The 17,468-nt window shown below is 51.9% G+C and carries 17 protein-coding genes and 1 pseudogene; 4 read left to right on the forward strand and 14 right to left on the reverse strand.

What is annotated here, in order from left to right:
- Nucleotides 1-17 precede the first annotated feature (17 nt).
- The 4 genes from pilV to LG371_RS05375 are packed head-to-tail and all read left to right on the forward strand — an operon-like array spanning nucleotide 18 to nucleotide 2,616.
- Nucleotides 18-578: a type IV pilus modification protein PilV gene (gene pilV / locus LG371_RS05355; RefSeq protein WP_082890668.1), complete on the forward strand. Its 561-nt coding sequence runs from the start codon at nucleotides 18-20 to the stop codon at nucleotides 576-578.
- 5 nt (nucleotides 579-583) lie between these two features.
- Nucleotides 584-1,672, forward strand: a complete 1,089-nt coding sequence (locus LG371_RS05360; RefSeq protein ID WP_225747944.1) for a PilW family protein — start codon at nucleotides 584-586, stop codon at nucleotides 1,670-1,672.
- Nucleotides 1,654-2,172 (forward strand): PilX N-terminal domain-containing pilus assembly protein, encoded by a 519-nt coding sequence (locus LG371_RS05365; protein ID WP_067590072.1) that lies wholly within the window; start codon nucleotides 1,654-1,656, stop codon nucleotides 2,170-2,172. Before LG371_RS05360 ends, LG371_RS05365 begins: the two co-directional genes overlap by 19 nt.
- A gap of 15 nt (nucleotides 2,173-2,187) precedes the next feature.
- Nucleotides 2,188-2,616, forward strand: coding sequence for a type IV pilin protein (locus tag LG371_RS05375; protein WP_082890681.1), 429 nt, complete (start codon nucleotides 2,188-2,190; stop codon nucleotides 2,614-2,616).
- A gap of 75 nt (nucleotides 2,617-2,691) precedes the next feature.
- On the opposite strand, the gene pheT is transcribed toward LG371_RS05375, so the two are convergent.
- From pheT to LG371_RS05445, 14 genes and pseudogenes are all read right to left on the reverse strand, one after another.
- Entirely contained in the window at nucleotides 2,692-5,052 is a 2,361-nt protein-coding gene (gene pheT, locus LG371_RS05380) for a phenylalanine--tRNA ligase subunit beta (protein ID WP_225747945.1), read from the reverse strand.
- A gap of 183 nt (nucleotides 5,053-5,235) precedes the next feature.
- Entirely contained in the window at nucleotides 5,236-5,571 is a 336-nt protein-coding gene (locus LG371_RS05385; RefSeq protein WP_067590076.1) for a DpnD/PcfM family protein, read from the reverse strand.
- Nucleotides 5,572-5,588: 17 nt separating this feature from the next.
- Entirely contained in the window at nucleotides 5,589-6,362 is a 774-nt protein-coding gene (locus tag LG371_RS05390; RefSeq protein WP_225747946.1) for a DpnI domain-containing protein, read from the reverse strand.
- A gap of 8 nt (nucleotides 6,363-6,370) precedes the next feature.
- Nucleotides 6,371-6,970, reverse strand: a pseudogene (locus tag LG371_RS05395) (DNA adenine methylase); the annotation flags it as partial.
- An 85-nt stretch (nucleotides 6,971-7,055) separates the two neighbouring features.
- Nucleotides 7,056-8,045 (reverse strand): phenylalanine--tRNA ligase subunit alpha, encoded by a 990-nt coding sequence (gene pheS, locus LG371_RS05400; RefSeq protein ID WP_225747948.1) that lies wholly within the window; start codon nucleotides 8,043-8,045, stop codon nucleotides 7,056-7,058.
- 200 nt (nucleotides 8,046-8,245) lie between these two features.
- Complete coding sequence (locus tag LG371_RS05405) at nucleotides 8,246-8,686, reverse strand: DNA polymerase III subunit chi (protein ID WP_067590082.1); 441 nt, start codon at nucleotides 8,684-8,686, stop codon at nucleotides 8,246-8,248.
- Nucleotides 8,687-8,815: 129 nt separating this feature from the next.
- Nucleotides 8,816-9,766, reverse strand: coding sequence for a thioredoxin-disulfide reductase (trxB, locus tag LG371_RS05410; RefSeq protein ID WP_067590085.1), 951 nt, complete (start codon nucleotides 9,764-9,766; stop codon nucleotides 8,816-8,818).
- Between the two features lie 158 nt (nucleotides 9,767-9,924).
- Nucleotides 9,925-11,592, reverse strand: a complete 1,668-nt coding sequence (gene recN, locus LG371_RS05415) for a DNA repair protein RecN (protein WP_225747949.1) — start codon at nucleotides 11,590-11,592, stop codon at nucleotides 9,925-9,927.
- A 214-nt stretch (nucleotides 11,593-11,806) separates the two neighbouring features.
- Nucleotides 11,807-12,961, reverse strand: coding sequence for a signal recognition particle-docking protein FtsY (gene ftsY / locus LG371_RS05420; protein WP_067590091.1), 1,155 nt, complete (start codon nucleotides 12,959-12,961; stop codon nucleotides 11,807-11,809).
- 121 nt (nucleotides 12,962-13,082) lie between these two features.
- Nucleotides 13,083-13,451 carry a roadblock/LC7 domain-containing protein gene (locus LG371_RS05425; protein WP_067590094.1) on the reverse strand — a complete coding sequence of 123 codons (369 nt, stop codon included), beginning with the start codon at nucleotides 13,449-13,451 and terminating at the stop codon, nucleotides 13,083-13,085.
- 23 nt (nucleotides 13,452-13,474) lie between these two features.
- On the reverse strand, nucleotides 13,475-14,134 hold the full coding sequence (locus LG371_RS05430) for a roadblock/LC7 domain-containing protein (protein ID WP_067590097.1): 660 nt from the start codon (nucleotides 14,132-14,134) through the stop codon (nucleotides 13,475-13,477).
- 2 nt (nucleotides 14,135-14,136) lie between these two features.
- On the reverse strand, nucleotides 14,137-14,673 hold the full coding sequence (locus LG371_RS05435; protein WP_067590100.1) for an ATP/GTP-binding protein: 537 nt from the start codon (nucleotides 14,671-14,673) through the stop codon (nucleotides 14,137-14,139).
- 11 nt (nucleotides 14,674-14,684) lie between these two features.
- Complete coding sequence (locus LG371_RS05440) at nucleotides 14,685-15,806, reverse strand: hypothetical protein (RefSeq protein ID WP_067590103.1); 1,122 nt, start codon at nucleotides 15,804-15,806, stop codon at nucleotides 14,685-14,687.
- Nucleotides 15,807-15,809: 3 nt separating this feature from the next.
- Nucleotides 15,810-17,315, reverse strand: coding sequence for a hypothetical protein (locus LG371_RS05445; protein ID WP_225747950.1), 1,506 nt, complete (start codon nucleotides 17,313-17,315; stop codon nucleotides 15,810-15,812).
- Between the last annotated feature and the right edge of the window lie 153 nt (nucleotides 17,316-17,468).

Raw genomic sequence — 17,468 nt, forward strand, 5'->3', positions numbered from 1 at the left:
TCACTTAAGGGATCTTCATGATGCTCCATAAAAACAAACCAACTCTGTTACCAGCACGCTCAATACGAGGAAGTACCCTTCTTGAGGTATTAATTTCTGTGTTTATCATGGCCTTCGGTATCATGGCATTGATGTTGGCTCAACTGAAATCCGTCAGCAATGTACGCGAAGCAGAAATGCAAACTCGTGTTGCACAAGCTGTCCAGAACCTCTCTGCCGGCATGCTAAGCAACCCAGATACTATCAGTAATATAGGTTCCCTTAATGCAGCCACGACCAAATTAAGCTATACCCGCTACAACACAGCTGCGCGTAATGTAAACGTGACCACCGCTCCGGTAGATATTGACGTATGTGGAATACCGGATAAAAATGGCGGTGTAAGCAATACAGAGTTAGCTGCATGTCATACCAAATCTTTTGCAACAGAACTACAAAACGCCCTACCTAACGCTACAGCTATCTCTTATAGCATTGAAAGCAAAAATGCTACAACAACCATTAAGGTTAACTGGACAGAAAGCAACGGAGACAACGACAGTTTCCAATATAGCTACAGCGCCGTTGTAGGAGACTAAATACTATGCAAATCCGTACTCAATCTCCAATATTCAAACAAAGAAATTTCCTGTCTGTAAGAAAGCCATCCGGTTTTACTCTAATTGAATTCATGGTGGCTAGTGCTTTAGCTCTTGTTGTATTACTGGCTATCGGTGTGACCTACGGTATTACCAGTAATATGCGCAATGCATCGGAAAATCGCTTGGCCGCACAACAGGACTTGCGTAATGCTGCCGAATTATTGCTACGCGATGCACAAATGGCTGGATCATTCGGCTGCTTTAATATGGGTAATTTGCTAAATAAACAAATGCCTGTATCACCTAATTCAAGCACAGGCTTTCACTCTGCTGCAACTGGCGTTCGACTGATACTTAACGACCCGGATTATAGTGGTATCAGCATCATGGATAATAATGATGCGAAACATGTTTTAAACGTAGCAGGGTTTCAGCCAACAGCCAACTCTCCTGTATTAGTGTTCTCTTATGGGCAAAATCTAACCCCCGTTACTGGGTCAGGGCCTCATACTGCTACTGGAGTAACACAGGAATTACTGAACACAGCCTCAAGCAATGGCCCAGTTGCACTATCTTCATGTGCACGTATGTATATTGGTAATGGCAGCGCCCTCAATGTAGATGCAGGGCGGCAGACTATCACTATTAATAATTCATTCGGTGGCTCTTTAGTTTCTAACTTTAGCTCTGCTGGCTCCTTCTATCTCCCGCAGACCACCTTATCACAGGTTCAAAGTGTTGCGTATGCTGTTGGCCGCATCCCTAATGCCAATACGGCCGATGCACTTTATCGTTTCACACTGACCCCCAATGGGACATGGGGAAACCCACAACTGATGGCAGCTAATATCCAGAGTATGCAGGTAAAGCAACTTTACGCTGGTTGTAATAACTCCAGTACAGATGTTACATTTTCCAACGACCGCTCTACTTTAGCCAACCTGCCTAATGTTACTCGTATCTCTATGCTGCCAGCGATTGTTGAAGTTCGACTGCAGCTTACCGAAAACCAAAAAACTTATGGTTCAGTTACTCAGTATTTAATCCGTGCCAATGTCCGGGGAGGAAACGTATGCGCCAATCAATCCTAAAAAAGAATCAAGGTTATACTTTATTTATTGTATTGATTATGATGCTGGTAATTGCAGTGATTGTGGTGGCCAGCATGCAATCTACCAATACGGAAATGCGGATCAGCTCAAACGAAGCTGATAGAAAATATGCATTCTCCCTTGCCGAGCAAGCGCTTAGGGCGGGCGAGCAACGCATCGTTGAAGTGAAGAACCAGGCTTTTGATAAAGTTACCAATAGCACAGAATGTAAGGATGGTATCTGTGGAGAGAAGGCTTCTGAGAATACACCTGTTTGGAAACGCACCGATACAGTAAACCTAAATGAAAATGGCAAAGGACGTCATTGCCTAAATACTGGCACGAAAAACATTAATAACGCCTGTTATATGGTGGAACGCTTAGGCGAAACAGCTGACTCTCGATATGCACATGTGTTCCGTGTAACTGCTCGTGCTTGGGGTGCTAATGAAAATACCGTAGTAACTCTGCAATCGTATGCAGAATATTCAGGTAAATAACAAACTGGATAAACCATGAAAACCCAAACCAGTGGATTCTCTTTATTAGAAGTTTTGGTTGTCGTGGCAATTGTCGGCATATTAGCTGCCATTGCCATGCCATCCTATCAATCGCATGTTGAAAAAACCCATTTAGCTGCTGCTAAAAATAATTTAGTGAATATAGTTTCGCAAATGCGGCGCAATAAGCTGCTCAATAATGGTAAATACAGTATTACTGGCTTAACTAGCTTAATTAACGCCCAAAATAGTGATACAAAAAGTAGATATACCTTTATTGCTGGCAACTCTAATATCAACGACTACTTTGTCTATGTTCAGCCACGCCAAAGTAACTTCACTAAATCGCTTTATATAACTGCCGCTGGCACTGTGTATGAATGTAAAAGCGTAGCTGCTGCTCGAAGCCGATCTTCTTCTGATTGCACATTATCCAGTCGCTAGGCTTTGAACAATATCGTAAACAAACTAAACGGGCTACTCTCTACTGAGTAGCCCGTTTCATCAACCAGTTAAACACTACCGCAGCTGCCCGCCTACAGCATGGGCTGCGGTAATGAGTTTCTCCACCACAGGCTCCACTGCATCATCCGTCAGCGTCTGCTCGGCATCCTGCAAGATTACCTTCACCGCCATACTCTTGCTATTTTCAGGTAGCCCTGCGCCGCGATACACGTCAAACAATGCAATCTCCCGAATCAGCGGGCTTCTTACTTCATGCAAGGCTGCCAGCAGTGCTTCATGCGTTACCGCTTCAGGCACCACGAACGCCAAATCGCGGCGTGCCGGCTGGAATTTCGATACCGCCTGATAGCGCGTTTTTTCGCGTTCCAACACGGCTGCCATGTCGATTTCAAAAACCAGCGGTGCTTGCGGCAGGTCGTATTTTTGCAGCCATTTCGGATGCAGTTCGCCGACAAAACCGATGACTTGGCCGTCTGAAACGATATTGGCAGCACGGCCGGGATGCAGGGCGGGATGTTCGGCTGTGACGAACTCAACCGCTTTGTTTTTCAATAGATTTTCCACATCAGCCTTGATGTCGTAAAAATCCACGTTGCGCGTTTTCTCGCCCCACTGTTCGGGCATCGCCGCGCCGTACCACAGGCCGCCGATGCGCTCGTTTTGGACAAACAGGTCGTCTGAATCTTTGCTGAACACGCGGGCGATTTCAAACACGCGCACGCGGTTTTGCTTGCGGTTCAGATTGTTTTGCAGAATTTCCACCAAGCCGCCGATGAGCGTTGAACGCATCACGGCATATTGCGCTGCCAGCGGATTTTGCAGGCGGATGGGGTTGGCGTTGGCGGCAAAATCGAGTTCCCACTGCTCGTCAACGAAGGCATAGCTGACCACTTCGCGGTAGCCGCGCGCCGCCATTTCGTTGTAAACGGCAAAACGCGGACGGCGGATTTCGGGCAGTGCCAGCATTTTCAGACGACCTGAAGTGTAATCGTCGGGGATGTTTTCATAGCCGTACACGCGGCCGACTTCTTCAATCAAATCGGCTTCGATTTCAATGTCGAAACGGAAGCTCGGCGCAGTAACGCGGAAACCGTCCGCCGTTTTTTCAGGCTGCAAACCCAAATGCTGCAAAATGGTTTCCACCTGTTCGGCAGGAATGTCCACGCCCAACACGGTTTTCAGACGACCCAAACGCAATTCGACCTGCTTCGCTTCAGGCAATTCGCCCTGCGCTTCCACCATTTCGCCTGCCTCACCGCCACAGATTTGCAAAACCAATTCGGTGGCGCGTTCGATGGCATCCGCCTGCAAACGGTAATCCACGCCGCGCTCGAAGCGGAACGATGAATCCGAACCGAATCCGTATTGGCGCGATTTGCCGGCGATGATTTCAGGCGCAAACCAAGCCGCTTCCAACACGATATTTTGCGTGTCATCTGAAACCGCGCTCGCCTCTCCGCCCATCAGACCTGCAAGGCTCAACGCGCCTTTTTCATCAGCAACCACAAGCGTGTTATCCGCAAGCGTTACGGTTTTCTCGTTCAGGCATTCCAAGGTCTCGCCATTCAGCGCGCGACGGACAATCAAGCTTCCCGACAGCTTGTCGGCATCGAAAACGTGCATGGGCTGACCGATTTCCAGCATCACATAATTGCCGATGTCCACCAACACGGAAATGCTGCGGATACCGCTGCGCTCCAAACGCTGCTTCATCCAATCCGGCGTAGCCGCGCGCGCGTTCACGTTTTCAATCACGCGGCTGATAAAGCGGCCACAGTCGGCAGGTGCGTCAATGCGGACGGCCTGTTTTTTGGTGCTGCTTACAGGGGTCGTCTGAATCGCAACGGGCGAGAATGCGCACTGCGTCAGCGCAGACACTTCGCGCGCAATGCCTTTGATGCTCAGGCAGTCGGCACGGTTCGGCGTGATTTTCAGCGTGAAGACCGTGTCGTCCAAATCCAGATATTCGCGGATGTTTGCGCCGACAGGAGCGTCTTCAGGCAGAATGTGCAACCCGTCCACGCCGTCATCAGGCAAACCCAATTCATTGGTGGAACACAACATCCCGTTCGACACCACACCGCGCATCTTGGTCGGTTTGATTTTGAAATTGCCCGGCAACACCGCACCCGGCAGCGAACACGGCACTTTGATGCCCACTTTCACATTCGGCGCACCGCACACAATCTGCAACAACTCGCCCGTACCCGCATCGACTTGGGTAACGTTCAAACGGTCGGCATCCGGATGCTTTTCAACGGATTTCACTTCGGCAACCACCACGCCCGTAAACGCAGGCGCGGCAGTTTCCGCTTCTTCCACTTCCAAGCCGGACATGGTCAATAAATGTTCCAGCTTATCGGCGGAAAGTTCGGTATCGGCTTGGGTTTTCAGCCATGAGTAGGAGAATTGCATGTTATGTTCTCAATCAACTAATTAACTTTTGTTTTATCGGGTTTTGTTTTCAGACGGTTTGTTTAAGGCTACCTGAAAATGTGCAGGCTGCTTTTGGGGTTTCGGATAGCCTTTGGTCAAACTTATTCTATTCTTGCAGCAACCCGCGCTATTTAAGGGAAGAATTAAACAGGTAATGACTTTTTATTTGTGCATTTCCACTATATTTTTTAATACTAGAACAGAATGAAAAATATGATTTTTCGGAAAACCATTACTTTCATAGTCTTTTTGTTCATCTGCTTCAAGGTAATCTACAACTAATTTTAAATGCTTCATATATTCATCAGGTAAAACAACTTTTGATATTAGGCTATTTGCAGGAAAAAAATCTTGAAAACTAAAATCATCAGCATCTAGAACTATTTCTTCACCGTTATATCTCTCTTTTGCCACACTAAGTGCATCGGTTAAGGTTTCTGCTTCAATAATGACATTACGGCTAAGAATTTCTCTAACTTCAATCTCAAAAAATGCCATATTTAGCTTTCCTTTCATTAAATAGCAATTTTTCGATACTGTCCGCGTGCGGTAAACTCAATCACATTTTGGTCGCGCAAAATCTGCAACTGCTGGCGGATTTTATCCTTAATATGGTTATTTTCAGGAAATTGAATCGCCAATTGCTGTTCAAATTCGTACATCTGTTTCAAATCAAATTTTTCAGGCAATCTTTCAATACACTTCATAACAGCCAGCAACCATCCTTTGGCTGCTGTTTGCTGTTGCCGCAAAAATAGATTGGCTCTCCATTGTTCGCGCACCTGTTCGGGTTCTATTATTTGCGCTTTATCGACCAACAGAATTTTGCCACTTTCGGGCAAGCTACCAATATTAATAGTACAGCCAACCCAACCTGCACGTTTCGCCGTTTCCGGTAAAGGATTACGGCGGATAATCATATCAGCGGTTATAAAATGTTTGGGCACAAGCATCAGTTGCTGCACAGAATAATCGGCTTTCCGATAGGACAGAAAAAAGAAATTGGGATTATCGTCAGCCTGAATGCGCTCAATCATGGTTTGATAAGCACCGTCATTAACCACTTTCCCTGCCGATTTTCCATTTTTACTTTTTAACTCAAACTGTTCTCCGCATTGCGGACATAAAAAATCCTGTACGGGACGGTTATTCGGTGCTTTTCCTATCGGCTTGCAACCGCAACTTGGACAATAAATATTCTCTCCCATCCAGCCTTCAGTCAGTACCCGCACAATTTGCGAAGCACTTTTATAACCTTCTGCCAGACTTGTGTTAAAACGAAGGTTCATTGCATTTGGTCCTTGGCGTACGCAGTAAACGAAGCCGTTTCACTCAAAGGCACATAGGGCGGATCGCAATACACCATATCGTCCGCATCTGCCCGGTTCAAGGCCGTCTGAAAATCACCGCACATCAATTCGATACGGTCGGATTTGTCAATAAATCCCTGCATTTCTGTTTCAGGGAAATACGGCGCGGTATAACGCCCGAACGGCACATTGAATGCGCCTTTATTGTTATACCTACACAACCCGTTAAAAGCGTGGCGGTTCAAATAAACAAACAGTGCCGAACGCTCGATCACATTTCGACTGCTATTAAACTGTTCACGCAATTCGTAAAAACGGCTTTCACAATTGTTTTTAGCGGCAAAAAACGTTCGTACATAATCAATAAACGACTGCCTTTCCTGTTTCAGCGTTTGAAACAGACCGATAAGGTCGGAATTGGTATCGTTTAACAAATAAGCATCAAATTCCAATGCTAAGGACAAGGCCGCCGAACCCGCAAACGGCTCAATCAAGCGTTTGCGCGTACGCGTGGGAAAATTTTCTTGAATGAACGGCACCAGCTTTGCTTTACCGCCTGCCCATTTTAAAAAAGGTTTGTTGGTCATGAAATTAGTTTACCGGTTTGGTTTTTCAGACGGCCTACCAAATCTATGGTGCAGGCTACTTTTTCGTTTCAGGCAGCCTGCACAATCATTTCGCAAACTGCTTCAAAAACCCCAAATCGTTATCGAAAAACAGCCGCAAATCGTTCACGCCGTAACGCAGCATGGCGAAACGGTCGAGGCCGATACCGAAGGCGAAACCGGTGTATTTTTCGGGGTCGATATTCACGTTTTTCAACACGTTGGGATGTACCATGCCGCAGCCGCCGACTTCCAGCCATTTGCCGTTTTCGCCCATGATGTCGATTTCGGCGGACGGCTCGGTAAACGGGAAGAAAGACGGACGGAAACGTACCTGCAAATCATCTCGTTCAAAAAAACAGCGGATAAAATCGGTGAACACGGCTTTCAAATCAGCGAAAGTTACGCCCTCTTCCACCCACAGACCTTCGGCCTGGTGAAACATGGGCGAGTGTGTGGCATCGCTGTCCACGCGGTAAACGCGACCGGGAGCAATGATGCGGATGGGCGGCTCTTTTTTGTCGAGCATATAGCGGATTTGAATCGGGGAAGTGTGCGTACGCAAAACATCGCCGTTTTCAACGTAGAACGTATCCTGCATGGCGCGGGCAGGGTGGTTTGCGGGAATATTCAGGGCTTGGAAGTTGTGGAAATCGTCTTCGATTTCCGGGCCGTCTGCCACTTCAAAACCCATGCCGTGAAAGAGTTCGACCACGCGTTGCAAGGTCAGGGTTACGGGATGCAGACCGCCAGTTTCTTCGCCACGGCCGGGCAAGGTAACATCCAGCGCTTCGGCGGCAAGCTGGGCTTGAAGTTTGGCTTCGGCCAGCTCGGTGCGTTTGGCATCGTAGGCTACCTGAAAACGCTGTTTGCATTCGTTGATGTGGGCGCCCACGGTTTTGCGCTCTTCGGGCGGCATTTTGCCAAGCTGTTTGAGCAGGGCGTTGAGTTCGCCGGTTTTGCCAAGGTATTGGGCTTTCACCAGCTCGAGCGCCTGCTGGTCGGCGGCCTTCACGGCGGCAATGCCGGCGGCGGCGATTTGTTCTGCGTTTTGCATATTGAGAATAGAGAATGAGGCCGCTGCGGATTAGGCTACCTGAAAACCCGCGGCAGCGGTTGAAAGAAAAGCGGCATTTTAGCCGAAAACGCGCTGTTTTTAAACGGTGGCGGGCAAGGCTGCCGGCTGTTATTGTACCAAGCGGATTTTTGTTTCCTAAGCGGCAGGCTTAAGTGTGGAAACCAGACACGGCCAACAGCCTAGGCTTTGCCCTGCATTTTGTGGTATTCAAGCTGAAAGCCGCTTTGGCGGTAGGCGCTGAAACGTTGGCGCGCGGCGGCCAGCTGCGGCTCGCTGGCGCCCACAATTTCCAAAATGCGCGCGGGCACTTGCGGCGCTTGGCTCCAAAACGCTGCCGACAAATTGAGCACCACCCAATCGGCAGCGATAGCTGGCAGCTCGTCGCCGTCGGACAGCAGCACGGCCGGCTCGGGCGGCACGGGCGTATCGGGCAGCCAGATTTCGTGAGGCAGGAAACTTTCCGGCTCAAACGACCACAGCAGCTTGTCCAGCGCCTCAGTCTGCGCCGCGCTGCCCGACCACACCAGCACCCGGCAGCCGGCTTCGACGGCGCGTTTGCTCAGGCGGCAGGCGAATTGCTCCAAATCGGCAACGTGGGTGTAGAAAGTAACGGTGGGCATGAGGCTACCTGAAAATTGGCGCGGAATAATGGAAATGCGTGAAACGGGTTGAGTTGCCCTGCTGTCGGATAACAGGCTACCTGAAAACCAAAATGCTTTTTCAGGTAGCCTGCTTGGCGGCTTGGCGGTTTACAGGCCTTGGCGGTCGAGCCAGCGTTCGGCGTCGAGCGCGGCTTGGCAGCCGGAGGCGGCGCTGGTGATGGCTTGGCGGTAGGTGTGGTCTTTCACGTCGCCGGCGGCCCAGATGCCTTCGATGTTGGTGGCACCCACGTTGTCGCCGCTGCCGCCTTTGGTTTTCAGGTAGCCTGCGGCGTCCATGTCGAGCTGGCCTTGGAAAATATCGGTGTTCGGCTTGTGGCCGATGGCGATGAACACGCCGTGCACGGCGATGTCTTCGCTGCTGCCGTCTGCGTGTTTCAGGCGGGCACCGCTCACGCCGTTGTCGTCGCCCAAAATTTCATCCAGCGTGCTGTTGAGCTTGAGGATGATTTTGCCCTCGGCCACGCGCTGCATGAGCTTGTCTACCATGATTTTTTCGGCACGGAAGCTGTCGCGGCGGTGGATGAGGGTAACGGTGTTGGCGATGTTGGCCAGATACAGCGCTTCTTCCACGGCAGTGTTGCCGCCGCCCACCACGGCGACATCTTGTTTTTTATAGAAAAAGCCGTCACAAGTGGCGCAGGCAGACACACCTTTTCCGGCAAACGCGGTTTCGCTGGGCAGGCCGAGGTATTTGGCGGAAGCGCCGGTGGCCACAATCATCGCGTCGCAGGTGTATTCGCCGGCGTCGCCAATGAGCTTGAACGGGCGTTGTTGCAGCTGGGCGGTGTGGATGTGGTCGAAGATGATTTCGGTGCCGAAGCGTTCGGCGTGCGCTAGGAAGCGTGCCATCAGCTCGGGGCCTTGCACGCCGTCGGCATCGGCCGGCCAGTTGTCCACTTCGGTGGTGGTCATGAGCTGGCCGCCCTGCTCCAGGCCGGTAATGATCACGGGCTTGAGGTTGGCGCGGGCGGCGTAAACGGCGGCGGTGTAGCCGGCGGGGCCGGAGCCGAGGATGATGAGTTTGCGGTGTTGGGACATGGTATTTTCTTTCAAAGGGAATGGCGGGTATTGTACCTGTATTTTTCTGCCGGAAACACCGCCGGGCTGGCTAGGCTTTGGCGGCATTTGCTATTTTCAATCGGGCTTGGGTTGGATGGCATCCGCCTTTATTTACGGCAGGATGGCCTGCAGTATTTTCAGGTAGCCTCTGCGGCCAGCTGCAACATTTCGGCGGCGTGGCGGCGGGTGGTATCGGTGATGGTTTCGCCGCCGAGCATGCGGGCGATTTCTTCCACCCGCGCTGTGTTGTCCAGCTCACGGATGCTGCTCACGGTTTGCCCGTTGGCGCTGCGTTTGCTCACCTGCCAATGCTGCTCGCCGCAGGCGGCCACTTGCGGCAGGTGGGTAACCGCCAGCACCTGATGGCGCTGCCCCAGCGTGCGCAGTGCACGGCCCACGGTTTCGGCCACGCCGCCGCCGATGCCGCTGTCCACTTCGTCGAAAATCAGCGTGGGGATTTGCGTGTATTGGCTGGCGGTGACCTGCAAAGCCAGGCTGATGCGCGCCAACTCGCCGCCGGACGCCACTTTGTTTAGCGGGCGCAGCGGGCTGCCTTGGTTGGCGGCTACCTGAAACTGCACCTGCTCCAGCCCGTAGGACTGTGCTTCGTGCGGCAGCAGTTCGATGTGGAAACGCGCGCCCTGCATGGAAAGCTGCTGCATGTGGGCGGTGGTTTCCTCGGCCAGCTTGACGGCGGCCTGCCGGCGTTGCGCGGAAAGCGCCTGCGCGGGCTGCATATAGTTTGCTTCGGCCTGCCGCACCTGTTCTTGCAAGGCTTCGATGTCGGCGGCGGCTTCGGAGTCGGCCAGCGCCTGCTGCATTTGCGCCCACTTTTCCGGCAGCTCGGCCGGCTCGATGCGGTGGCGGCGGGCGGCCGACATCAAATCGGCCATGCGCTCTTCCTGCGCGGCGAGTTCGGCCGGGTCGATTTCGGCGCGGGAGGCCACGCTGTGCATCTGGCTGCTAATCTCGCCCAGCTCGGCCTCGATGCTGTCGAGCATTTCTAGGCTTTCGGCAAAACGTGGTTCGATGCCGGAAAGGCCTTCCAATTGGCGGCGGCAGCGGCCGGCCAGGCTGTGCAAGCCGTCGTCGCCGTCGATGCAGGCGGCCACTTCTTCGGCGGCCTGTAAAAGCTCGGCGGCATGCGCCAAACTATCGTAGCTTTGCGACAGCTGCTCCCATTCGCCTTCCAGCGGCGCCAGTTTTTCCATCTCGCCCACCTGCCAAGCCAGCCGTTCGCGTTCTTCCTGCAGTCGTTCGCTTTCCTGCTGCGCGGTTTCCAGCGCCTCGATGGCCTGCCGCCATTGCTGGTAGGCGGCTTTCACTTGCGCGGCCAAGGGTTGGCTGCCGGTAAAGGCATCGAGCAAATCGCGCTGCACAGCTTCGCTGTTGAGCGAATGGTGCGCGCTTTGGCCGTGGATATCCACCAGCCGGCTGCCGATTTGGCGCAGCTGGGCGAGCGTGGCGGCTTGGTTGTTGATGAAGCTGCGGCTGCGGCCTTTGGTGTCGATGATGCGGCGGATGGCCAATTCGCTGTCGTCTTCGCCCAGCAGGCCTTGCTGCTGCAATTCGGTGCGCAATTCGGGCAGGCCGAACACATCAAACAGGGCGGAGAGCTGCGCTTCGTTTTTGCCGTGGCGGATTCGGCTGTAGTCGGCTTTGCCGCCGAGCAGCAGGTTGAGCGCGTCGAGGGTGATGGATTTGCCGGCGCCGGTTTCGCCGGTGAGCACGGTGAAGCCGGTTTGGAAATCGAGATGGAGTTGCTCCACAATCACAAAATCGCGCAGGGATAGGGCAAGCAGCATGGCTGTTCTCAAAAACGTTAGACGATGGCGGATTATATAACAGGCTACCTGAAAAGTTTTCAGGTAGCCTTTGGGCTTGTTTGAATTAAGTGCAAATGGTTCAGGCGCTGCCGCGTGATTGGCAGGCTACCTGAAAATGGTGGCACGGAAGCGCGGGTTTCCGCCAAGCCAAAATATTTTTCAGGTAGCCTTTCTTTGCGAAACGGCGGAAGGCTTACAGCAAGGCATCCACAAATTCGCGGGCGTTGAACGGGCGCAAATCGTCGATACCCTCGCCCACGCCGATGAAGCGCACGGGCACCGGCCGACGGCTGGCCAAAGCCGCCAGCACGCCGCCTTTGGCCGTACCGTCGAGCTTGGTCACAATCAGGCCGGTGAGCCCCAGCGCGTCGTCGAACGCGATCACCTGGTTGATGGCGTTTTGGCCGATGTTGGCATCGAGCACCACCACGATTTCGTGCGGCGCATCGGGCATGGCCTTCTGCAACACACGTTTCACTTTCTTGATTTCTTCCATCAAATGCGTCTGCGTGGGCAGGCGGCCGGCGGTGTCGGCCAGCACGATGTCGATGCCGCGCGCTTTGGCAGCTTCCACCGCATCGAAGCAGACGGCGGCAGAATCGCCCGAAGCCTGGGCAATCACGGTAACGCCGTTGCGCTCGCCCCACTCGGCCAGCTGCTCGCGCGCGGCAGCGCGGAAGGTGTCGCCTGCCGCCAGCAGCACGGATTTGCCCTGCGCTTGGAAATATTTGGCCAGCTTGCCGATAGAGGTGGTTTTGCCCGCGCCGTTGATGCCGGCCAGCATCATCACAAACGGTTGTTTACCCTCCGGAATATTCAACGGCTGCTCCAGCGGCTTGATCAGCTCGTACACCGCCTCCTTCAGCGCGCCGCGCAATTCCTCGCCGTCTTTCAAGCCGCGCAGGCTGACGCGCTTGCGTACTTCCTCCATCAAATGCTCGGTGGCCTCGATGCCCATATCGCTGGTGAGCAACACGGTTTCGAGCTCTTCATACAGGTCTTCGTCTATCTTGCCGCCGCCAAACACGCCGGCCAGCGATTTGGCCATCTGCTGGCGCGATTTGCTCAAGCCCTGTTTCAAACGGGCAGCCCAGCCCAGCGCGGGCGGCTGATCATCTTGCTGCTCCGCATGGGCGGTGTTCTCAGCTTCAGGCTGTTTTGCGGCTGGCTCGGCCGCTTCTGCTGCCGGGATTTCCCCTGTTTCGGCTGGAGCGTTTTCCGGCACTTCGGGAGCAGGTTCATCGGTCACTACCGCATCTTCAGACACATCGGCAGCTTGAGGCGTGTCAAGCTCCGGCTGTTGTTCGGCAGGTTGCGTTTTCTGTTTTCTAAAAAATCCAAATACCATCTTGTCGGAAACTCCGTTAGCCGGCCGATTGGCAGCCCGGCAATGGAACAAAGGCTACCTGAAACAGATTGGCTGTATTTTCAGGTAGCCTGATGACTTTACTGCATCGTGCTGGATAGACTTAGCTGCTTTCCAAATCCACGATGTTGCGGGCGGCGCGGCGCGCATCCAGCAGGATCAAGCCCAGTTTGGCGCTTTCGCGGGCGGTTACCACCAAAACGGTGTCTTCGCCGGCCTGAATCAACAGGATGTAGCCATCGGTGCCTTTGACGATTACCTGCTCCAATTCGCCGCACAGCAGCTCTTTGGTGGTGCGGTTGCCCAAGGCCAGCAAGGCGGCAGACATGGCACCCACGCGGTCCGGGTCAATATTGGACTGGAGCATGGAGGCAATCGGCAGGCCGTCGCTGGAAATAACGGCGGAAGCGGTAATATCAACAGAAGAACTGTTTAAATCGCTCAGTACGGAAGAGACTAATTGTTGTTGCATATCGTGTTTTCCCAATAATTTAATCAGAATGTTTCAATTTGGTTGGCAGAATCAACAATTTGATACAAGGCACGCACTAAGGACACAAACTCGTCTTTGTGCAATTGCGGCACCCCGCCGGTAACCAGAATAAATTTCAAATCACCAATATACAGCGGGAAGAAGGTCAGCTCGCTTTGGCCGGACGGATCGCAAATGCCCACTGCGTTGTGGTAAATATTCAAATTGTTTTTAATCAACAGGCTGTGCTGCTCATACAGGCGTACCGCTTCGCTGGCCAATACGGCGATTTCTTCCGCTGCCTCATGGTTGAAGCCTGAGCTGGAAAAATAGAAACCGTCCTGATCCACCAGCAGGGCTTTCTGTACATCGGAAAGGTGCATCAGGATATTAGGCAAACCGGTACCGCTCAGCAAATCGGTTTTCTTATCCGGCTCGTCTTCGCCATACAGAAATTCCAAGCGCTGCATCCGATACAGTAGGTTCAATGCGGCATCAATGTCGTTGGTTTGCGCCCAACGCAACACGTTCTCCCGGCTAACCGTTTCTTTCTCGCCGGCCTGCAAAATACCGCCCAGCAAGGTGCGGCTGGCACTTTGTCCCTTATTAGACACCGCATAGTAAGCGCCGGCCGGCGTTACTCGCGGATACAGATTAGGCTGCAAAAGTAGTGTTGAATCCATTTTTATACCTCTAAACCGGGATCAATTGAATACAGCATCGCAGTAACCAGCTGTTTGACATCATTTTCGTTGCGGGCATCCACCTCAAACACCGGCACGTTCATGCCGTATTGCAACAGGTATTTCTGATACACCTCGATACCGGGCGTGGCTTTCAAATCCATCTTGGTTACGCCCACCACTACCGGTGCGGTCTTGAGCAAATCACTGAACGAATCCAAGAAGAATTTCAAATCCTTCAAAGGATTGGAGCGCGTATTATCCAACAGCAACACCAAACCCATACTGCCTTGGCTCAAAATATCCCACATAAAGTCAAAACGTTCTTGACCCGGCGTGCCATACAGATGCACTTTGGTATGTTCATCCAAATGAATCACGCCATAATCCATCGCAACCGTGGTGTGGCTTTTCATGGAGGTGGTCATATCGGATGCACGGGCATCAGTTTTAATGGGCGGGTCGTCTGATAGTGCGGCAATAGCAGTGGTTTTCCCCACTCCGACAGGGCCTGTAAAAATAATCTTATTTTCTGCCATGTTATATTCCTTTATCGGCCAATAATTTTATTCATCAAACGTTGCAGCAATCCACGCTGCCTTGGCTCATGCTCATCCGAATCGTCATGCTGTCTAACCTGCGCACTCTCCAGACGCTGTACGGCTTGCTGCGCAGTCTGCCTTGCCCGGCCTGCACCTGCTACCGATTGTTCTGCCTGATCGGCAGTTTCCACCACCAAATGGTCGGTAACATAAACGGCAGTCAGATAATCAGCCAAATCCCTGTTATCAATCAGCATCAGCTTGTGCAAAATCGGCAGGCTACCTGAAGCCTTGGTCAGGAAAGCCGACAAACGCATAGACTCGGCCAACGGCGCCAACCGAGTCAGATTGGGCCAGCTTTTTACTCTGAAAACTGTATTTTTATTGATAACTTTGGGGAAACGGCCGTTACCAGTCCAAATTGCCAGCTGCCACAAACAGGCACTGATGGAAAGTTTGGCTTTGGCCTTGAGATGCTCTTCTGTAACCACCCGGGTCTGCAAATCTACAAACTTCTGTTCACACAGAGATTTGAGCGTTTCCGAGTCAGTTGCCAGCAGAACTTTTTGAATAGACGGGAATACCAATAATACCGGTTTCCCGTTATGCATGACTGCGACATCCGCTTCCTGTTTCGCCGCCCTCCGGACTTCGCCGAGCAGCCCTTCATCTTCATCGAAATGCTCTAGGGAAACGACCGCAGTCTGAGATTGTTGCGGCGCATGTACTTTTTCCACCTCATGCTTAACCTGCTTAGAGGCAGGTCCAGGCCTGCTGCCACTAACAACCCAAATACCATTGCCTTGCTGAAGGTTTTTCAGGCTTAAAAACAAGGTATCGAATTTAATCGGCTTGGCCAAATAAGGAGCGGTAACCGACGGTGGGGAGCTGGAAAAATACACCACCTTTGCATCAGGAAATTGGCTTTTTGCATCTTTCCAAATCTGCACATCGGTGTCTGCATCAGCCAGCACCATATCCGGCTGAATACCCTGCTCTACCGTAACCAATTCATAATTAGTGATACCGTGCATTTTAAAGGCCATGCGGAACATCGCATATTGGCGCTCATCCATGCCCAGCAGCATAATATGGACTGTTTTCACTTGGGGGATTGCGTTATTAGTCATTTATTATGTCCGAACAGAACCGTAGTTGATTTTTTGCAGCAGCTGGCTCATAGCCAACACCACTTCCTCTGGCGGATGCTGAATATTGGCACGTATTTTATGCAACACCTGCTCCAAGCGCTCCCATTCTTCCGCTCGTTCGCAAATATCGAATAGCGTGATATACAGCTGCGACTCGCTGGGATATTCCAAAATGGATTCTTCCAGCAAATTCATCGCTTCATCAAGCTGGCCATACATCAGCAAAGATTCGACATCGCGTAATACTTTTTCCGCAGGCGTTTGTTTAATGCTCACATCATCAGTACGCGTTCTGATTAACGGCTTGCGGTGTGCTTTTTGGGTGCTGCTACCCCGCTCGAGGAAGCCGTAGGCAATCCCCATATCTCTCAACTGCGCTTCATTCGGATTGGCTTCCAACTGGGTAAAGATAGGATGTTCACCCAAATTTAAGCCCCAACCCAGCATTCTTTCCTTAACTTGGCGGCCATATTGACCAAGCGTGTAATACAACTGCCACAGATGCTGAGCAAAACGATCGATATTCCGATTCTTATAATCCAAACTCAGCGCATCGATAATCAAGGCAGCTGGCTTATTAGCCTGACGGATAGCTTTATTTGCATAGCTAACCGCAGCATCATAAGCCAAACGGTCCTTCATTAGACGGTAACCGGATTCAGGCTGCATAAAGCCCATCAAAGCAGCTTTTTCCTCATCATGCACTAAAATAGCGCCGGCATATTTGGAATTGGTAACCAATTCTTTGCGGGTTTTGGCAACAGACAGCTCTGCAACTTCCTGCTCTGCACCAGCATCAGCCGGCGCAACAGTACGACGGCTTTTCTGTTTAGCTTGAGCCGGCGCATCCAAACCGGTGCGCTCGCCGATCTCTGCCGAAGTCTGTTGCACACCCCAGCCCAACACCTCTTCTGCCAACACACGCAGATTGAGGTTGTTTTTATCAATCGCCAAGCCTTGCTTGATATAGTCTTCAACTTGGGCTTTGGTTAGTACGCTGCCGAATTGGCGCAGCGTTTCCGCCAATTCATCAGGCTTTTTCGCATCCAGCCAAAGCTGCACCAGCTCATTAACCAAGGTGCTGCGCATGCCTTCGCTGATTGATGTCGAGCTGGAAGTCAGGTATTGCGACAAAGATTCGGCTGCTTTTTCGTGATAACCGAACTGCTTATACACTTTATATTCGGTCAGCGCGTCCACTTCCCGAGATACAGTAGCGGCTTCTTCCACTTCCACATCCGGCACAGCTTCCCAGCCCCAGTCTTCGCCCACAGTCACATCCGGCTCAGACTCCACCGCTGCGGCTTGGCGCTCGGCGACAGGGGCCGCACGTTTGACAGCAGCAGCTTTAGCCGGTGACCGCTTGCCTTTACCACGGCCTTTTTTCTCAGCCTCGGCACTAGCCTGCGCCTGTTGCTTCTGGCGGCGCTGGACAAAAATCAAGCCGGCCAACACCACCAATAGCGGAATCAGAATCATCAGATCCATTTATCCCACCCTCCCTAAACATAATTGAATGAAAATATTCATCCTTCTTCTCTTTGCGTCTTTCCAATTTCTAAACACAAATGTTGAAATTTAGCCTAAAGTATATATTAATTTACACGTTTACTTCAAACGGATTCATCAAGCTATACGCTT

Source organism: Eikenella sp. Marseille-P7795, assembly GCF_916618725.1.
Classification (GTDB): Bacteria; Pseudomonadota; Gammaproteobacteria; order Burkholderiales; family Neisseriaceae; genus Eikenella; species Eikenella longinqua.